The organism is Saccharothrix sp. S26 (genome assembly GCF_021390395.1).
Classification (GTDB): domain Bacteria; phylum Actinomycetota; class Actinomycetes; order Mycobacteriales; family Pseudonocardiaceae; genus Actinosynnema.
This window is the reverse complement of record NZ_JAJUWT010000003.1, coordinates 127,433-145,030: the sequence shown is the minus strand read 5'-3', so window position 1 is coordinate 145,030 and position 17,598 is coordinate 127,433. Positions and strand designations below refer to the sequence as shown.

The 17,598-nt window shown below is 72.5% G+C and carries 20 protein-coding genes; 14 read left to right on the top strand and 6 right to left on the bottom strand.

Annotation, left to right across the window (positions count from 1 at the left end; translation table 11 throughout):
• Positions 1-84 precede the first annotated feature (84 nt).
• Entirely contained in the window at positions 85-1,896 is a 1,812-nt protein-coding gene (locus LZG04_RS05580; RefSeq protein ID WP_233813831.1) for a dynamin family protein, read from the top strand.
• A complete protein-coding gene (locus tag LZG04_RS05575) occupies positions 1,896-3,296 on the top strand; it encodes a hypothetical protein (protein ID WP_233813829.1) in 1,401 nt (466 codons plus the stop codon). The genes LZG04_RS05580 and LZG04_RS05575 overlap by 1 nt, the downstream gene beginning before the upstream one ends.
• A gap of 27 nt (positions 3,297-3,323) precedes the next feature.
• Here LZG04_RS05575 and LZG04_RS05570 read toward each other — a convergent pair whose 3' ends face one another.
• Entirely contained in the window at positions 3,324-4,139 is an 816-nt protein-coding gene (locus LZG04_RS05570; RefSeq protein WP_233813827.1) for a LysR family transcriptional regulator, read from the bottom strand.
• Between the two features lie 76 nt (positions 4,140-4,215).
• On the opposite strand from LZG04_RS05570, the gene LZG04_RS05565 reads away from it, so the two are divergent.
• Positions 4,216-5,067, top strand: a complete 852-nt coding sequence (locus tag LZG04_RS05565) for a PhzF family phenazine biosynthesis protein (RefSeq protein WP_233813825.1) — start codon at positions 4,216-4,218, stop codon at positions 5,065-5,067.
• An 18-nt stretch (positions 5,068-5,085) separates the two neighbouring features.
• Here LZG04_RS05565 and LZG04_RS05560 read toward each other — a convergent pair whose 3' ends face one another.
• On the bottom strand, positions 5,086-5,517 hold the full coding sequence (locus LZG04_RS05560) for a nitroreductase family deazaflavin-dependent oxidoreductase (protein WP_233813822.1): 432 nt from the start codon (positions 5,515-5,517) through the stop codon (positions 5,086-5,088).
• A 356-nt stretch (positions 5,518-5,873) separates the two neighbouring features.
• On the opposite strand from LZG04_RS05560, the gene LZG04_RS05555 reads away from it, so the two are divergent.
• Positions 5,874-6,860, top strand: a complete 987-nt coding sequence (locus LZG04_RS05555; RefSeq protein ID WP_233813820.1) for a LysR family transcriptional regulator — start codon at positions 5,874-5,876, stop codon at positions 6,858-6,860.
• 12 nt (positions 6,861-6,872) lie between these two features.
• Here LZG04_RS05555 and LZG04_RS05550 read toward each other — a convergent pair whose 3' ends face one another.
• Entirely contained in the window at positions 6,873-7,673 is an 801-nt protein-coding gene (locus LZG04_RS05550) for an SDR family oxidoreductase (RefSeq protein WP_233813817.1), read from the bottom strand.
• A gap of 95 nt (positions 7,674-7,768) precedes the next feature.
• Here LZG04_RS05550 and LZG04_RS05545 point away from each other — a divergent pair, with 95 nt between their 5' ends.
• The gene (locus LZG04_RS05545; RefSeq protein ID WP_233813815.1) at positions 7,769-8,143 is read left to right on the top strand and encodes a helix-turn-helix domain-containing protein; all 375 of its coding nucleotides are present in this window, start codon (positions 7,769-7,771) and stop codon (positions 8,141-8,143) included.
• A gap of 222 nt (positions 8,144-8,365) precedes the next feature.
• Positions 8,366-9,367: a gamma-glutamylcyclotransferase gene (locus LZG04_RS42350; protein ID WP_308198966.1), complete on the top strand. Its 1,002-nt coding sequence runs from the start codon at positions 8,366-8,368 to the stop codon at positions 9,365-9,367.
• 400 nt (positions 9,368-9,767) lie between these two features.
• Here LZG04_RS42350 and LZG04_RS42345 read toward each other — a convergent pair whose 3' ends face one another.
• Positions 9,768-9,986: a hypothetical protein gene (locus LZG04_RS42345; RefSeq protein ID WP_233814432.1), complete on the bottom strand. Its 219-nt coding sequence runs from the start codon at positions 9,984-9,986 to the stop codon at positions 9,768-9,770.
• Between LZG04_RS42345 and LZG04_RS05520 the strand changes: the two genes are divergently transcribed.
• Positions 9,895-10,293 (top strand): DUF4232 domain-containing protein, encoded by a 399-nt coding sequence (locus tag LZG04_RS05520; RefSeq protein WP_233814412.1) that lies wholly within the window; start codon positions 9,895-9,897, stop codon positions 10,291-10,293. The genes LZG04_RS42345 and LZG04_RS05520 overlap by 92 nt on opposite strands.
• A complete protein-coding gene (locus LZG04_RS05515) occupies positions 10,294-11,076 on the top strand; it encodes an alpha/beta fold hydrolase (RefSeq protein WP_233813813.1) in 783 nt (260 codons plus the stop codon).
• Positions 11,077-11,129: 53 nt separating this feature from the next.
• Here LZG04_RS05515 and LZG04_RS05510 read toward each other — a convergent pair whose 3' ends face one another.
• The gene (locus tag LZG04_RS05510) at positions 11,130-11,558 is read right to left on the bottom strand and encodes a hypothetical protein (protein WP_233813811.1); all 429 of its coding nucleotides are present in this window, start codon (positions 11,556-11,558) and stop codon (positions 11,130-11,132) included.
• A gap of 218 nt (positions 11,559-11,776) precedes the next feature.
• Here LZG04_RS05510 and LZG04_RS05505 point away from each other — a divergent pair, with 218 nt between their 5' ends.
• The 5 genes from LZG04_RS05505 (at position 11,777) to LZG04_RS05485 (ending at position 16,431) form a co-directional block, all read left to right on the top strand.
• Positions 11,777-12,592 (top strand): hypothetical protein, encoded by an 816-nt coding sequence (locus tag LZG04_RS05505; RefSeq protein ID WP_233813809.1) that lies wholly within the window; start codon positions 11,777-11,779, stop codon positions 12,590-12,592.
• Positions 12,593-12,731: 139 nt separating this feature from the next.
• Positions 12,732-12,992 carry a hypothetical protein gene (locus tag LZG04_RS05500; RefSeq protein ID WP_033441123.1) on the top strand — a complete coding sequence of 87 codons (261 nt, stop codon included), beginning with the start codon at positions 12,732-12,734 and terminating at the stop codon, positions 12,990-12,992.
• 1 nt (position 12,993) lies between these two features.
• Positions 12,994-13,245, top strand: coding sequence for a hypothetical protein (locus LZG04_RS05495; RefSeq protein ID WP_233813807.1), 252 nt, complete (start codon positions 12,994-12,996; stop codon positions 13,243-13,245).
• A 1-nt stretch (position 13,246) separates the two neighbouring features.
• On the top strand, positions 13,247-16,015 hold the full coding sequence (locus LZG04_RS42340) for an FtsK/SpoIIIE domain-containing protein (RefSeq protein WP_308198965.1): 2,769 nt from the start codon (positions 13,247-13,249) through the stop codon (positions 16,013-16,015).
• The gene (locus LZG04_RS05485; protein ID WP_233813805.1) at positions 16,012-16,431 is read left to right on the top strand and encodes a hypothetical protein; all 420 of its coding nucleotides are present in this window, start codon (positions 16,012-16,014) and stop codon (positions 16,429-16,431) included. Before LZG04_RS42340 ends, LZG04_RS05485 begins: the two co-directional genes overlap by 4 nt.
• On the opposite strand, the gene LZG04_RS05480 is transcribed toward LZG04_RS05485, so the two are convergent.
• Positions 16,428-16,835: a GNAT family N-acetyltransferase gene (locus tag LZG04_RS05480; RefSeq protein ID WP_233813803.1), complete on the bottom strand. Its 408-nt coding sequence runs from the start codon at positions 16,833-16,835 to the stop codon at positions 16,428-16,430. The genes LZG04_RS05485 and LZG04_RS05480 overlap by 4 nt on opposite strands.
• A 35-nt stretch (positions 16,836-16,870) precedes the next feature.
• Between LZG04_RS05480 and LZG04_RS05475 the strand changes: the two genes are divergently transcribed.
• Positions 16,871-17,581, top strand: coding sequence for a GNAT family N-acetyltransferase (locus tag LZG04_RS05475; RefSeq protein ID WP_233813800.1), 711 nt, complete (start codon positions 16,871-16,873; stop codon positions 17,579-17,581).
• Positions 17,582-17,598 lie beyond the last annotated feature (17 nt).

The following is a 17,598-nucleotide window of genomic DNA, read 5'->3' as shown; positions in this document are numbered from 1 at the left end:
GGTCCTGTCCGCTGGACGGGACCGGCCCTCACCGCTGTCCGGACTTTCACCCGGACGGGTTTTACCGGCACACTCTGCCGGGTGATGTCCGCGCCCTGGCTCGACGTGCTCGACGACACGATCCGGGCTTGCGCTGCGCACAACCGGCCCGACCTGGCCGAACGGTTGCGCGACAAGCGCGCCCGCCAGCTGGACCCCAAGCTCCGCGTGCTCGTGATCGGCGAGCCGAAGCAGGGCAAGAGCCAGCTCGTGAACGCGATGGTGAACGCCCCGGTGTGCGCGGTGGGTGACGACGTCACGACCACCGTGCCCACCTTCGTGCAGCACGCGGAAACCCCGTCGGCCGCGCTCGTGCGCGGCGCGTCCGTCGCGAACACACCCACCGAGCGCATCCCGGTGCCGATCGACCAGCTCGCCGACCAGGTCAGCGCCACCCGGTTCCACGGCGGCGACCTCGTGCGCGCCGAGGTCGGCATCCCCCGCGCCCTGCTGGACTCCGGCCTGGTGCTGATCGACACGCCCGGCGTGGGCGACCTGCGGCCCGCGCACACCGCGAGCACGTTCGCCGCGCTGCTCCAGGCCGACGCCGTGCTCATGGTCTCCGACGCCACGGCCGAGCTGACCGGGTCGGAACTGGAGCTGCTCAAGCAGGTCATGACGTCGTGCCCGAACGTGATCCTGGTGGTCACCAAGATCGACATCGCGGCGCAGTGGCGGCGGGTGGTCGAGCGCAACCGCGCGCACCTGGCCCGCGCGGGCGTGGCCGTGAAGCTGATCCCGGTGTCCGCGGCGCTGCGGCTGCGCGCGGCCAAGACCGGCGACAAGGCCCTCAACGCCGAGTCCGGCTTCCCCGAGCTGCTGACCTGCGTGCAGCGCGACATCGTGGCCGCCGCCGACGAGCTGGCCCGCCGCACGGTCGCGGTCGCCGCCGCGTCGGCGATCAAGCAGCTCGTCGCGCCGGTGCGCGAGGAGCTGTCGGCCCGCGCCGCGCAGGGCCCGGAGCGCACGATCGCCGCGCTGAACGAGGCGCAGCGCCGCGTGGACGAGCTGCGCCGCCGGTCCGCGCGCTGGCAGACCGTGCTGGCCGACGAGATGGCCGACCTGGTCTCCGACATCGAGTACGACCTGCGCGACCGCACCCGCAAGATCCTGCGCGAGGTGGACAGGACGTTCGAGACCGCCGACCCCGCGCTGGGCTGGGACCGGTTCGAGGCGTGGCTGGAGGACAACCTCACCGAGGCCGCCACGACGAACTTCGCCTGGCTGCTGGACCGCTCGGAGTGGGTCGCGGAGAAGGTGGCCAAGAGCTTCCCGGTGGCCCGCGACGACCTGCTGCCCGAGTCGATCTTCCCGGACGACGTGCTGGACCGGGTCGCGCCGATGGACAAGCCGGTGATCGAGCGGTTCAGCCTGGTGCAGAAGGCGTTCACCGGGTTGAAGGGCTCCTACGGCGGCGTGCTGATGTTCGGCCTGGCCACCAGCCTCGCCGGGATGCCGCTGATCAACGCGATCTCGCTGGGCGCGGGCGCGTTGTTCGGCGGCAAGTCGATCCTCGACGAGAGCGACCAGCGGCTGCGGCGCAGGCAGGCCGCCGCCAAGGCCGCCGCCGCCCGGCACGTGGACGACTTCTTCCTCAAGTTCGGCAAGGACTGCCGCGACGCGGCCCGGCACATCCAGCGCAGCCTGCGCAACCACTTCTCCACGCTGGCCGAGGAGTTGCAGGAGACGCTGCTGGAGTCGGCCCGCAGCGCGCGCCGCGCCGTGCAGGACGACAACACCGAGCGGGAGCGCCGCAACCGGGACGCCAAGCGCGAGCTGGACGACCTCGTGGCCCTCTACCAGCGCGTGCAGGCGCTGGCGGGTGGCCAGGCCCCGCCGTTGGGGATCAGCGCGTGATGCCTTCGGGCGAGGTGGTGCCGGGAGTGGCGGTGCAGGACGAGGTCTGGGCGCTGCTGGAGGACGCCCTGTCGGTCTACCGGGACAGCCCGCGCGCGGTCGCGTGGCTGCGCTCCCACCAGGCCAGGTTCGGCGAACCGGTGCGGGTGGCGGTGGCGGGCGCGCCGCGGTCGGGCAAGTCCACCGTGGTCAGCGCGCTGATCGGCGAGGAGTTCGCGCCGACCGGGGCCACCACGTGGTACCAGGACGGGCCGCGGCCGAAGGCGCACGTCGGCCAGTACGAGGTGCCGGTGCTGCGCCGTGACGGCAAGGCGTTCGTGGACGCGCCGGACGCCGAGCGGGTGACCGTGCAGTGGCCGTCCCGGTCGTTGCGCGACCTCACCCTGATCGACACGCCGGCGGGCGCGCCGGTCGAGCAGGTGTACGGCGAGGCCGACGCGGTGCTGTACCTGACCAGGCACATGCACACCACGGACGTGAGGTTCCTGCAGACCGCGCACGACCACCCGGTGGCACGGGTCGCGCCGGTGAACACGGTGCTGGTGCTGTCGCGGGCCGACGAGATCGGCGGCGGCCGGATCGACGCGCTGTCCTCGGCCAAGCAGATCGCCCGCCGCTACCGGCGCGAGGCCACCGTGACCCCGTTGTGCCAGAACGTGGTCGCGGTGGCCGGGCTGCTCGCGGTGGCGGCGCGGACCGTGCGGCCGGACGAGTTCGCCGCGCTGGCCGCGCTGGCGTCGTTGGCGCGCACCGAGTTGGACGAGCACCTGCTGTCCGCGGACCGGTTCGTGGGCGAGGACTTCCCGGTGCGGCTGGACCCGGCGGTGCGGCGCGGGCTGGTCGACCGGTTCGGGATCTTCGGCGTGCGGCTGACCACCACGTTGATCCGGCAGGGCTTCGACACGCAGGTGAAGCTGACCGGGCAGTTGGTGCAGCGCAGCGGGTTGGGCGAGCTGCGCGACTCGATCGGCGTCTACTTCACCGAGCGGCGCGAGGTGCTCAAGGCGCGGGCCGCGTTGCTGGGCCTGGACGTGGTGCTGCGCGCCGAGCCGCGGCCCGGTTCGGTCGGCTTGGCGGCGTCGGTGGAGCGGATTCTGGCCTCGGCGCACGACTTCCGGGAGCTGCGGCTGCTGGCCGCGTTGCAGGGCGGGCGCACCCGGTTGCCGGGTGAGCTGGACGCGGAGGCGGCGCGGCTGGTCGGTGGGCTGGGCACGAACCCGGTGGTGCGGTTGGGGATGGACCACGAGCCGACCGAGGGCGAGTTGCGGCACGCCGTGCTGGACACCCTGGGGCGGTGGCGGGAGCACGCCGTGGACCCCTTGCTGGACCACGGGCAGCGGCGGGCGGCGGCGGTGGTCGTGCGCAGTTGCGAGGGGATGTTGGCGCAACTGGTCGGGTGATGGCCGGGTGTGGGCGGTGGGTTCGCGTCAGTCGAGGGCGGCGGCGACGGCGCGGACGGCGGCCGAGGGTGTGCGGCGGGGGTCCGTGACCAGGAACAGGGTGCTGTCGGGCAGTTCGCGGACCCGTTGCAGGGTGCCCGCGTCCAACTGCTCGGCGACCGCGACGCGCGGCAGGACGGCCCAGCCCAGGCCCGCCACCACGCAGGAGCGCACGGCCTCGATGCTGCCGAACCGGGTGATGCTCGGCGTCGCGGGCAGCTCGCGCACGAACCGGTCGCAGTAGGAGCAGCCCTCCTCCAGCAGGAAGTACCGCTCGTCCAGCACCACACCGGGCGCGGAGACCAGCTCGATCGGCTCCACGCCGACGGCGGTCACCTTCAGGCCCGGCGCGACCAGCGAGTCCTCCAGCACCAGGGCGAGGTCCAGGGTGCCGTTGCGGACGCCCGCCAGGGCTTGGCGGGTGCCCGCCGGCGAGAGGTGCACGGAGATGCCGGGCCAGCGCATGGCCACGTCGGCGATCCGCTGCGGCAGCCGGTAGGCGCACACCGACTCGGGGGCGGCTATCCGCACGTCACCCTCCACCGCCGTGCTGCCGCGCACCGCGTCGCGCAGGCGTTGCTCGGCGGTCAGCACCTCGCGGGCGTGCTCGACGGCCTGCCTGCCCGCCTCGGTCAGCCGCGCGCCGCTGGGCAGCCGGTCGAACAGACGCGCGCCCAGGTGCCGTTCCAGGGCTTTCACCTGGCTGGTCACCGTGGATTGCACGAGGTGCAGCTCGGCCGCGGTGGCGGTGAAGCTGCCCGTGCGGGCGAGCACCAGGAGGGTGCGCAGGAGGCGGGTGTCCACCCCATCGACAATAGCGATCGGTCACATCGGAGGGAATCGTTGGACCCGATGGTGGGTGGTGGGAGAGGCTGGGCACATGAACGACCTGGCTGAACCGACCGTGCTCCGCTACTCCGCTTTCACCACCGACCCCGCGGGCGGCAACCCGGCCGGCGTCGTGCTCGACGCTACCGGCTTGGACGAGGCGTCGATGCTGGAGATCGCCGCCGCGGTCGGGTACTCCGAGACCGCGTTCCTCGTGCCGCGCGACGGCGCCTCGGAGTTCGACGTCCGGTACTTCAGCCCGCTGGTGGAGGTTCCGTTCTGCGGTCACGCGACCGTGGCGTCCGCGGTCGCGCTGGAGCGGACGGGCACGCTGCGGTTCCACACGCCGGCGGGGCTGGTGGAGATCGCCGCGACGCCGGGCCGGGCGAGCCTGACCAGCGTGCCGACCTCGTCCACGCCCGCGTCGGAGTCCGACGTGGCGGCGGCGTTGCGCGCCCTGGGGTGGTCGGCCGAGGACCTCGACCCGCGCTACCCCGTGCACTGGGCGTTCGGCGGGTCGCGGCACCTCGTGCTGGCCGTGCGCACGCGGGAGCGGTTGGCGGCGCTGGACTACGACTTCGACGCGCTGGCCGACCTGCTGCGCGCCAACGACGCCGTGACGGCGCAGCTCGTGCACCAGCGGGACGAGGACGTGTTCGACGCGCGTGACCCGTTCCCGGTGGGCGGTGTGGTGGAGGACCCGGCGACCGGGTCCGCGGCGGCGGCGTTCGGCGGGTACCTGCGGGCGGTCGGGCTGGTCGAGGGGCCGAGGTCGATCACCATCCACCAGGGGGTCGACATGGGCCGGCCCAGCCTGTTGGAGATCGCGGTCTCGCCCGAGGACCCGAGGGTCACCGTCACGGGCGCGGCGGTGCGGATCCCCGACGGCGGCGGTCGGAGCTGACCCGGCCCCTCCTCGACGTCAGTCCCGAACGCGTTCCAGGACGACGACCGGGATCTCGCGGTCGGTCTTCTTGGTGTACTCGTCGTAGGCGGGCCACACCTCGGTCATCAGCTTCCAGAGCTTCGCCCGCTCCTCGCCGGTCGCGGTGCGTGCCGTCGCCCGGAACACGTCCGACTTGACCTGCACCTCGGCCTCGTTGCGGGCCTCGAGGTTGCGGTACCAGGCGGGGTGCTCCGGCGCGCCGCCGTAGGACGCGACGACCACGTAGGCGTCGCCGTAGGGCTGGTAGATCAACGCGGTCCGGCGCGGCTTGCCGGACTTGCGGCCGATCGTGGTCAGCAGGAGCGTGAACACCCCGGGCTGCCACTCGTGCCCTTCCGCGCCGCCGGACTCGACGTACTTGCGGATGTGCTCGTTGACCCAGTCGACCGGGCTGTTCACAACAGACATGGGCCGACGCTACCCAGAACGCGGCGGGACCGCCGGTCGTGCACTCCGCAATGACGACCGGCGGCCCCGAACGGGGTGGGGACGTCCGCCTCGCACCCCCTCCGCCCGTCACCCGTCCCGGCGTTCTCCCGGCGCTCCGCCCGCGTAAACGGTGCGCCGCGATCGCTCGACCACGTCATTGGGGACGTGGTGCGGGGACGGGGACGGTCAACGCCCGACTGGCGGGCGACACCCGGCTAGTAGATCTGGCTCGCGCGGCGCATCTGCATCTCCATCTCCTCGGCTCGACGGGACTTCGCCAACTATGACCGGGCGCAGGGCTGGCGGCTCATACGAAAGGGGGATAGAAGAGCGTTATGCCCGAGCTTGAGCTACGCCACCTGCGCGCGGTGTGCGCGATAGCCGAAGAAGGCAGCCTCACCAAGGCCGCCTCGCGCCTGGGCCTCACGCAACCCGCGATGAGCGCCCAGCTCCGGACCGTCGAGCGGATCGTCGGCGGCCGCCTGTTCGACCGCACCCCCGGCGGTTCCCAGCCCACCGAGCTGGGCAAACAAGTCGTCGGCACGGCCCGGCTGGTGCTCGACGAGGTCGGGCAGCTCGTCTCGCTGGCCCGGGAGCGGACGCGGGCGGGCAGGCCCGGGCCGTTGCTCGTGGGAGGCGTGCCGACGTTGTTCTTCGGGCACTTCGTGGAGGAGCTGCGCCGGGTCATCCCCTGTTCGGAGGTCCGCACCGAGATCATGCGCGGGGCCTCGGACCTGCTGGAGCTGCTGGTGTCGGGGCAGGTGCAGTTGGGCGTGCTGGACCGGTTCGAAGGGCTGGAACGGCGCGAGCTGCGCGGGCTGGAGCTGCGCCGGCTGGTGAGCGAGCCGCAGTTCGTGGCGCTGCCGGAGACCGACCCGCTGGGCGCGCAGGAGGAGGTGGACCTCGCCCGACTGGCCGACCGCGACTGGGTCACGCCGCCGGACGAGTTCGTCGGCAACCGGTTGCAGATCTTCTCGGTGTGCGCGGCGGCGGGCTTCACGCCCCGGTTCACCCACCACGTGAACGAGGCGAGCACCGCGCGCAGCCTGGTCGCCAACGGGGCGGTGTCGTTCGCGCTGCCCCAGTCGCGCGGCGGGGACGGGATCGTGATCCGGCCGCTGCGCGGCGCGCCGCTGATGGTGGACCTGATGCTGGCCACCCGCCGGGAGGGGCCCGCCGCCGGGCGGGCCCACGACGTGTTCGCCGCGGCGGCTCGGGCGTACCGCGCGGTGCTCCCCCGCAACCCCGGCTACGCCAAGTGGTGGGAGGAGCACCCCGAGGCGCACCGGGAGATCGACGCGGCGTTGTCGGCCGAGGGGTGAGCCGGTCGGGGGTCAGGCCCCGACGGCGTCCTCGATGGTGGTCGGCGCGCGGCCGATCAGCTTCTCCAGGTCGGGTCGGACCTCGGCGAGCGCGCCACGGCCGATGTTGACCTCGATGTCGGCGAGCAGCTCGGCGAGGAAGTCCGGCAGGCCGAAGCCCTTCAGGCCGGCGACGCGGTCGGCCTGGGTGACCTTCTCGTGGGTCGTGCCGGCGAGTGCGGCCAGCTCGTCGAAGCTCCACGCGCGCGGGCCGGTCAGCTCGTAGACGGCGTTCTCGTGGCCGGGGGTGCTCAGCACGACGGCGGCGGCGAGGGCCAGGTCGTCGCGCGACGCGCTGGCGATGCGGCCGTCACCGGTGGCGCTGACGATCGGGCCGGGGCCGTGCGGGAGGTAGTTCTCGTGGTACATCCCGTTGCGGAGGAAGGTGAACGGGATGCCGGTGGCCCGGATCGCCTCCTCGGTCGCCTTGTGGACGCGGGCGAGCGAGAGCGGCGAGGTGTCCGCGTCGGTGACCGACGTGTAGACGATGTGCCGCACGCCCGCGTCGGCGGCGGCGCGGATGGCGTTGAGGTGCCGTTGGACGCGGATCTCGTCCGGGCCGTCGACCGAGACGAGCAGCAGCGTCCCGACGCCGGCGAACGTGTCGGCGAGGGGGCCGTCGAAGTCGCCTCGGCGGACCTCGACGCCCAGCCCCGCGGCCTTCTCCGGGTCGCGGACGGAGACGGCGAGCCGGTCGGCGGGGACGCGGGTGAGGGTGTGCTTGAGGATCGCGGAGCCGAGGTGCCCGGTCGCGCCGGTGATCAAGGTCGTCATGCGGGCAACGGTAGGCAAGTCGCTAACTATTCGTAAGTACCTACCTGTTCGTCAGGTACTTACGGGATGGAAAGCGTGCAGGTACGGTGGCCGCCATGGTGCAGCGAGGTGATGTGTACGACCGGAACTGCCCGACGCGGGTGATCGCGAACCACGCCACCGGGCAGTGGGGCAGCCTGGTGCTGGGCAAGCTCCTGGACGGCACGAAGAGGTTCAGCGAGCTGCGGCGGGCGGTGAGCGGGGTGAGCGAGAAGATGCTCGCCCAGACGTTGCAGTCGCTGGAGCGGGACGGGTTGGTGCGGCGCGAGGTGCACCCCGTGATCCCGCCGCGGGTGGACTACTCCCTCACGCCGCTGGGCACCCGTGCGGCGGAGCAGATCAGCCAGTTGTTCGGCTGGATCGAGGAGAACCTGCCGAACTTCCTGGCAGCACAGGAGGAGTACGACGCTCGACGCGTCGAGAACGTGTGACAGGTCACGTTTATTCCTCCGATGTGTACACGGTTTGCGAGGCGACGAGGGAGGTTGGGCGGGTGATGAGGGTGGAGTGCTCGGAGGTTTTCGTGCCAAGAGAAACCAACAAGCGGTGAATTTTGGGGGTGATTTGCCAGAATGGGAGCCATGACGCAGCCCTTCACGGACGATAGTCACCCGGCCGAGCCCTATCCGGGAGCTCGGCCGGGACACTGCTTCGTGCACCTGGACGGGGCCGGCTGGCCGGTCACGCCCGATCCCGGTGCCGATTCCGGATGGCGGGTCGCCCCCGACGGGCAGGACCTCGACGACTGGCTCGCCCAGCACGGCGAACCGCCGTTGGCGGGCCGGATGCCGGTGCTGGCCTACGGGTCGAACGCGAACCCCGCCAAGGTCACGTGGTTGCGGGAAGAACTGGGGTTGACCGGCCCGGCGGTCGTGCTGCGGGCCAGGTGCGAGGGGTTGTCGGCGGTCTGGGCCGCCGGGTTGCGCAAGACCGACGGGCAGCGGCCGGCGACCCTCGCCGCCGCGCCGGGCGTCGAGGAGGAGCACGCGGTGTGGTTCGCCACCGCGGAGCAGCTGCGGGTGCTCGACCGGTGCGAGGGTCGGGGGCTGCGGTACCGGTTGGTGCGGGTGCACACCGGCCGGGTGACGTTGTTCAACGGTGGCGTGGTGGACTCGGTGCTCGCCTACACCGGTGCCGGGACCCGGCGGATGCCGTTGCTGGTCAACGGGCGGCCCGTGCGGTGCGCCGAGGTGGAGCAGCGGCACGCCCGACGGCTCGGGGGCAGGCCGGCGGACGGGGACGGGTTGGACGTGACGCCGGTGCACGGCGACCCCTCGCCGGACGACTGGCCCGATCGGGTGTTCGTGTACGGGACGTTGCAGCCGGGGATGCGGGCTTGGCGCGTCGTGGAGCCGTTCGTGGTCGGCGAACCCGTGCGGGCGTCGTTGAGCGGGACGTTGCACGACACCGGGCGGGGGTATCCGGGGTTGCGGCCCGGGGGTGGCGCTGCGGTGCCCGGGTACGTGTTGCGGGTGGAGAGGCCGGAGGAGGCGTTGCCCGCGTTGGACGAGTACGAGGGTGACGAGTACCGGCGGGTGCGGGTGACGTTGGACGACGGGCAGGTTTGTTGGACGTACCTGTGGAAGGCGGCGGTGGCGGGGTTGCCGGTGGTGGCCGGTGGTTGGGTGGAAGAGGTCGACGGCTCGGCGGTCTAGTCCGGGCGGCTCGGGGGCGAGCCCGGGCGGCTCTGTCGTTGAGGCCGGCTCGATTTGACATGGGGCCCGTACGGGCACTCCAGGCAGGCCAAAGCCGGCAGGCCCGGCGGGGAAGAGCGTCCCGCCGGGCCTGCCGGCTTCGACCTGCCTAAAGCACCCGAACCCATGTCAAATCGGGCCTCGGTGGGCTGGTTCCGGGTCCGTTGTGGGTGGGTCGGTTTCGGGGGTGCGCCCGATCCGGTGAATTCCTCGCCGATCCACCCAACCCTTCGGCGGTTGGGTACGTCCTCACTGATAGGAGGCGGTTTCCCAGCCAGGAGGTGGACATGAGGCGACTCGTGGCGTTCGGCGCTCTCGCGGTCGCGGTTGTGGCATGTGGGAGTCCCCAGCAGGCGGCCGATCAGTCGACCATCGTGGTCGGGACGTCGTCCGAGTCCGCGTCGGTACCGCCGTCGTCGGTGCCCGTGACGTCCGGGGCGGCGGTCGGGAGCGGTGACGCGCCGGTGGCGCACCGGTGCACGGCGGCCGTGTTGGCGGGGGCCGTGGAGTCGACCGAGGCCGGGGCGGGGAACCGGTACGGGAAGTTGGTCGTGACGAACAACGGGGCCGGGCCGTGCACGCTCAACGGGTACAGCGGGCTCCAACTGCTGGACGCGGCGGGCAACCCGTTGCCGACCGATCTCCAGCGCACGCCCGATCCGGGGCCCGCGCCCCTGGTCCTCGCGCCCGGGACGGCGGCGGCGGCGAACCTGCACTGGACGGTGGTGCCCACCGGGGACGAGCCGGTGGACCGGCCCTGCCAGGCGGAGGCGGCGCGGGCGGCGGCCATTCCGCCCGACGAGACCGAGCCCATGAACCTGCAGTGGGGGCTGGGGCCCGTGTGCGGCGGCGGGAAGATCGAGATCAGCGCGTTCTACGCTGCTTAGGTGATCGAGTCCAACGTCCCCGGCCACGCCGGTGAACTCGCGGTCCGCACCTGGCCCAACCTCGATGCCCGGTGGCTCGCCGTGATCGTGCACGGCTACGGCGAGCACAGCGGCAGATACGGGCACGTCGCGGAGGCGTTGGTGGAGGCGGGCGCGTTGGTGGTGGCCGCGGACCACGTCGGGCACGGGCGGTCCGAAGGGGAACGCGCGGTGATCGCCGACTTCGGCGGCGTGGTGCGGGACGTGGCCGCGGCGGTCAGCTCGGCGGCGTCCGACCTGCCCACGGTCCTCGTCGGGCACGGCGAGGGCGGCTTGGTCGCGGCCTGGTACGCGCAGTCGCATCCGCTGGCGGCGTTGGTGTTGTCCGCGCCGGTGCTCGGCACGTGGGAAGGGCTGGACCGGCTCGGGTCGCAGGACGCCGGTGAGCCGCTGGACCCCGCGTTGCTCTCGCGCGACCCGGAGGTGGGCAAGCAGTACGCGGCGGATCCGTTGGTGTGGCACGGCCCGTACAAGAGGGAAACCTTGGAGGCGCTGGAGCGCGCGCTGGACGAGGTGAACTACGGGCCGGCGTTGGAGCACCTGCCGACGCTGTGGCTGCACGGCGGCGCGGACGAGTTGGTGCCCTTGGCCGACACGCGCACCGGCACGGACCGGTTGCGCGGCTTGCTGTTCGAGGAACGCGTCTACCCCGGTGCGCGGCACGAGGTGTTCAACGAGACCAACTCGGCCGAAGTGCTCGCGGACGTGGTGGGCTTCGTGCGGCGGGTGCTCGAACTCGGGTGAGCTTGCCGGACGGGTGGGGCGGACGACGCGGTGCCGCCCCACCCCGTCAGGCATCAGTCGTCGTAGGCGTCGTCGTAGTCGTCGCCGTGGTCGTCGTAGTCGTCGTCGTAGTCGTCGCCGTAATCGTCGTCGTCCTCGTAGTAGTCGGGCGCTTCGGCCTCGGCGGCGGTGTAGCCGGTGTAAGCACCTTCCTGACCGGACCAGGCGTACCCGTCGAAGTAAGCGGCGTTGCCGTCCCACGTGAACGCCGCCTGCCCGAACACACCCGCGCCGTACGGCCCGGCCACCTCGTAGACCTCGTAGAAGTACGTGTTGCCGTAGTCGTCCGCGCCCGCCGCTTGCTCGTGGACGGTGGCACCGTCCGCGGTGGCGGACACGTTGCCCTGGTCGAACTCGACGTCGGCGGACGCGATGCCCGCCGCGCCGATGATCAGGGGCAGCGAGAGCGCACCCGCGGCGACCAGTCGGATGATGCTGCGCATGGTGGAACCTCCTTGGCGTAGATGGCCATGCGCTCACATCGTTACCTCGCACGACGCGCCGAAGGACCTCGCCGACCGCATCGTGTGAACGGGGGTTGAAGTGGTGAAAACGGCCTGATCAGCGGACATCACGAGGGGTGGGCGCAAGTCCCTGCTTATGGGTGACATCAGTGGCACCCTCACGTGCCACACCGGTGTCGTGGACAATTCGCGTCGAGATGGTGGGAGAAGACCTGGAGCTGCTGATCACCGCGGTGGTCGCGGCCGACGACGAGCAGCAGGCGCGTGCCGCCTGCGCCGCACTGGTGCGCCAGGTCGGCGGGCGGGTGGTACGGGCCATCGACTGCTCCGACGAGGAACCGGGCTGCTGGTCGGTGACGATCAGCCGGGTCAGCGGGGAGCGCGCCACGCAGAACGTGGCCGGCGCGCTGGCCCGCGCGGTGCGCACGTTCGTCCGGCAGCTGGGCGACGAGTTCCCCACACCCAGGGTGGCCTGCGAGCCGCCGACGGCGTGGACGGTGCTGGAGGACCCGGCGCTGCTGGACGGCCTGCTGCCCGGCGCGGAGCGGTTGCTGGTGGAGGCGTGGGCCGGTGGCGACCCGCAACAGAACCGCCCCGAGCCCGAGGCGCCGGGGGCGGGCGGTGCCCGTTCGGCGCAACCACCGGAGGCCGAACGGGTGAGCACGCGGTTGTCGTTGCGGGTCGACGTGGCCACCGACCGGTCGGCGGGTGCCGAATGGCAGGCGCGGGCGGTAGCGAGCCGGGTCGCGAGGAGTGGCAAGATCACCCGAGTGGCTCCTCACGGGCACCTACTGAGCGTGCACCTCGACCTCGGCGCGAGCGTTAATTCGCCCACGGTCGCGCTACGCGACGCCGTGACGTCGCTGGGCCGTTCGGGGTGGTCGGAGGTGGAGTGGTCCGGCGGTTCCGGGACGACCCGCTGGTCAGCCGCGCCGGTGCCGGAAACGGGGATCGCCGCGCTGGAACTGACAGCGACACCGGCCTCGGCATTCGTGTGGACGGTGCCCGACTGAGATCGACATCGCTGACCCGATCGAGTGGATTTGCACTGCCACCCGGTCAGCCGATCTTGCTTGTGAATCGTGAAACTTTAGGTACTACTTTCAACTATAGGAACTCAAGCCGTTTCGCCAGGAGGGGTCGGGATCCGACATGGCCAGCATCGAAGAGGTCCGCGCCGCGATCGCACAGGCCGTCGAGAAGGCGGGCCAGAGCGTGAACGCCCTGCAACAGGCCGCCGACCTGGCCGAGGACGCGCAAGCCCTGCTGAGCACGGCCACCCAGGGCAGCGTCCAGGCCGACGTGGAGCAGGCGAACGCGCGCTTCGCCGAGGTGGTCAGCGGCGTCAGCGACCTGCAACAGCACCTCGGGGCCGGGATCTCCCAGGCCGAGAGCATCAACTCCAGGTTGTGACGTGACGTCGGTGGGCGAGGTCAAGCTCGCGCTCGAGCAGAGCTGCGAGTTCCTCCGGGACGCCTACCGCAGCGTCCGGGAGGCCCAGACCGCGTTGGACGAGGCCGTCGACATCCTGCTCGACGCGAGCGCCGACCACCACGAGTCCCTGGTGCCCGCCGGGTTCCTGGCGGCCGCGGAGCGGTTCGCCGCCGAGTTGGAGCTGATCGTGGGCAGCCTGGAACTGGTCCAACGCCTAGCCGTGGAGCTGTGACGTGAGCAGGCGTGACGAGCGCCGCAGGAGGATCGAGGGCTCCTTCGGGGAGTTCCGCAAGGCGGTCGCCGCCGCGCTGGGCAACGCCGCGCGCGAGCACCGCCTCCTCGCCGACGAACGCGCGCGCGACATGTTCGAGGTGATCCTGCGCGGCGACGGGGTGGACCGGGCTCTGGCCGACCCGCTGCTGGCCGGCGCGCTGGCGAACCCGTTGTTCGAGCAGCAGCTCAAGCGGGCGCTGATCGACCGGATCGAGGCGTTCCGGCCGTGGTCGGAGCACGGCCCGGACCAGTTGGCCGCCCTGGTCGACGCCGCGGCCGCGGGACCGGCGTCGTGGCCGCCCGAGGCGTGGCTCGGCACACCGGGCACGGCCGACGGCAGCGACGGCGTGCCCGAGCTGTGGCGCATCGGCACGGGCGTGGTGCGCAGCGCGCCGGAGCCGCAGCGGTTCCCGGTGGCGGTGCCGCTGCTGGACCACTCGCACCTGCACGTCAGCTCCACCTACGAGAGCCGCGCCACGGCCGAGTCGCTGGTCGAGACGTTGTTGTTGCGGGTGCTGAGCCACTTCCAGCCGGGCCTGGTGCACGTGCACGTGTGGGACGTCGGCCAGCTCACCGGCGCGCTGCCCGGCCTGTACCCGTTGACCCGCGCGGGCCTGCTGACCGTGCACGACCCGGCCCGGCTGCACGAGCTGCTGGACGAGCTGTCCGACCACATCCGCCGCGTGCACACCGGTGTGCTGACCGAGGGCCACCAGTCGGTGCGGGCGGCGGGCGGGCGGCGCACCGAGCCGTGGCGGGTGGCGGTGCTGTTCGGCAACCGGCAGCCGTTGCGGGAGGAGCACCAGCAGCAGTTGCAGCGGGTCGCGCGCAACGGGCTGGCGGCCGGGATCCAGCTGTTCATCGTCGACATCCCGGTCACGGTCAACTCGCCGATCGAGACCGTCACCATCGCCGCCGACCACAGCGCGACCTGCACGATGACCGGCAAGCACGTGGCGGTGGCGCTGGACCCGCCGCTGCCGCGCGCCCAGGTGCCCAGGGCGTGCGCGGTGATCGCGGACAAGCGCGAGGAGCGCCGCCACCGGCTCAGCCGGTTCGCCGACCTGCTGCCGGAGCGGTTCTGGCGGGAGAACTCGTCGGCGGGCGTCCTCGCGCCGGTCGGGTTCCTGGAGGGCGAGCCGGTGCACGTGGGGCTGGGCGACACGTCGCCGCACGCGTTGATCGGCGGGCCCAGCGGCTCGGGCAAGACGAACTTCCTCTACGCGATGCTCGGCAGCCTGGCCGCCCGGTACGCGCCGGACGAGCTGGAGCTGTACCTGCTGGACTTCAAGGAGGGCGTGTCGTTCGCGCAGTTCGCGCCGGGCCGCAAGGACCCCACGTGGCTGCCGCACGCCCGGCTGGTCGGGGTGAACGTCAACACCGACCGCGAGTTCGGCGTGGCGCTGCTGGCGTTCCTGGCCGACGAGATGCGCAGGCGGGCGGACGCGGCCAAGCGGCACGAGGTCACCAAGCTGGAGCAGTTGCGCGAGGAGGACCCGCACGGCCACTGGCCGCGGATCGTGGCGGTGATCGACGAGTTCCAGTACCTGTTCGGCGAGCGCGACCACGTCACCGCGCAGGCCACCCAGCTGCTGGAGGACGTGGCCCGGCGCGGCCGGTCGCAGGGCATCCACCTGGTGCTGTCCAGCCAGGACGTGTCGGGCATCGAGGGCTTCTGGGGCAAGTCGGCGATCTTCGAGCAGTTCACCGTGCGGATCGCGCTGCCCAAGGCGCGGCGGGTGCTGGCCGAGCCGCAGAACGACGCCGCGGTGGAGCTGCCGCGCTGGCACGCCGTGGTCAACCACGAGTCGGGCGTGCGGCCGGGCAACGAGGTCGCGCGCATCCCCGACGCCACGGCCAGGGGCACGTTCGACGCGTTGCAGGCCGAGCTGCACCGGCTGCGCCCGCCGGATCTGGCCGAGCCGATCCTGTTCGACGGCAGCAAGGTGCCCGCGTTGCAGGCGCTGCCGGACTTCCGGGCGCTGCGGCCGGGCGAGGGCAACAGCCCCACCGTGCTGCTGGGCCAGGTGATCGACGTGGCGGGCAGCGCGGCCGGGGTGCGGTTCGCCCGCACGCCGGGGCGCAACATCGCCGTGCTCGGCTCGCTGGCCGACGACGCGGCCCGGGTGCTGGGCGGCGCGGCGCTGTCGCTGGCCCGCCAGCACGAGCCGGGTGAGGCCCGGTTCACCCTGGCGTGCCTGGCCGAGGACGCCTGGCCGCACGCCGAACGGCTGCACAAGCAGCTCGGTGACGCGGGTCACGAGGTGCACCTGTTGGGCCTGGAGAGCGTGCGCGAGTTGGTCGACGACACGGCGGCGCGGATCACCAAGAGCATGACCGGCGAGACGGGCGCGCCGCTGCCACCCCACTACCTGGTGGTTTACGCGGTGGACGCGGCGCACACCCTGTTGGAGGCGAAGGACCCGACGACGCGGGCCTCCGGGGTCGACAGCCTGCGGACCGTGCTCAAGCACGGGCCGGAGAACCGCACCCACGTGCTGGGCTGGTGGCGTGGCGCGCAGCGGCTGAAGAACAGCCTGCCGCCGGGCGTCTACGACGACATCGGCGCGTGGATCGCGTTCGACGTCCAGGGCAAGGAACTGCTGTCGTTCGGACCGGAGCAGGTCATGGCGTGGTCACCGCGACCGCGCCGGGGCCTGTTCTTCGACCGGTTCGAGCACTCCAGGCCGCAGGTCGTCATCCCGTTCGACACCGGGGAGGAACCATGATCAGCCACGCCTCAGTCGTACCCGCGCAGCGCACGAGCGGGCACGGCGCGCCGGAGGCCGAGGCGGTCTCGGCGATCGAGCGGTACCGGGAGGTCGTCGCGCTGGCCGGCGAGTCGGTGGAGCGGATGCGCGCCGCCGACCGGGCCCGCGTGCGGCAGCTGCTGGAGCGGCTGGCCGAGTCCCAGGACCGGATGGCCGCGATCATCGACCAGGAGAAGCTGGTCAAGCAGGTCGTCGCGGAGCACTGGGAAGCCGTGGTGAAGCTGCTGTGGGACGAGCGCTGGTTCACCATGACGACCGTGCCCGCGCCGGACGAGTCGGTGCCGCCGCGCGACCAGGGCGAGTACAACACCGCGCTGGAGCTGGCGTACCGGGCGTTGGAGGAGTCGGCGCAGAAACGCGCGCTGTTCCGCTAGAAGCCCCAGGAGACGGCGACCGTGTCGAAGTCGAGCTCGGCCTCGGCACGGCGGTAGGTGGCCAGGGCGGCGGCGTTGTCCTTCTCCGTGCCGGTCCACACGCCGGTGCAGCCGCGGTCCCCGGCCAGCTCGATCAGGCGGGCCACCAGGGCGCTGCCGATGCCGCGCCGCTGGAAGCCCTCGTCCACGCCCAGTTCGTACAGGAACATCTCCACGCCCTTGTCGGGGTGGATGGTCTCGACGCCGGAGACGAACCCGGCGGGCGTGCCGTCGACGTAGGCGATGAGCAGGTGGTGCCGGTCGTCGGCGAGGAACGCGCGGGTGGCGTCCTCGCGCGGCGGGCCGTCGAACAGGTGCCCGGCGGCCACCACCGCGTCGAACGACGTGACCTGCCGGATGTCCATGCGGGCGAGGGTAGCTCTTGGGTGATGATGCGGTCATGCGCGTTCTGCCCACCCCCGCCGACGTCTCCGCCGCCACCGCCGACCCGATCGCGCGGTGGGCCGCCCAGGCCCTGCTGCCCGGCCGCGGCGGCACGGCCTGGGCGCACGGCGAGGGCGTCGCCGTGCTCGCCCCGGGGTTGTTCCGCTTCGACCGCCTGGTCCTCGTCGGCCCCACCGACGACGTGGCGGCGCTGCTGCGCGCCCACGTGCGCCCCGGCGTGAGGCCCCTGGTCACGGCCGCCGTCGCGGACGAGCTCGACTGGCCGGTGCGCGGCACGTTCGGCTGGATGCAGCGCACCGGCGTGCTCGACCCCGCACCCGGCCCACGCTGGTTGGCCGAGGACGAGTGGGACGACGTCGAGGCGTTGCTGCGCAAGGCCAACCCCGACACGTGGGCGTGGCCGCGCGAGCCCGGACCGTCCCGCTGGGCGGGCGCGCACGTCGACGGCGTGCTGGTCTCGGTGGCCGCGGACGCCTGGCCCGCGCCCGAGGTCGGGTTCGTGGCGGGCGTGGCCACCCACCCCGACCACCGCGGCCGGTCGCTGTCCACGGCCGTCTGCCGGTTCGTCGCGAGCGCCCTGCTGGCCGAGCGCGGCACGTGCGGGCTGATGGTCGACGCGGCGAACGCGGCCGCTGTCGCGGTCTACCGGCGGCTCGGCTTCACCTACCGCGCGGTGACCGCGCTCAGGGACTCACCTCACACCTGAACGGCGGAACAGCCCGC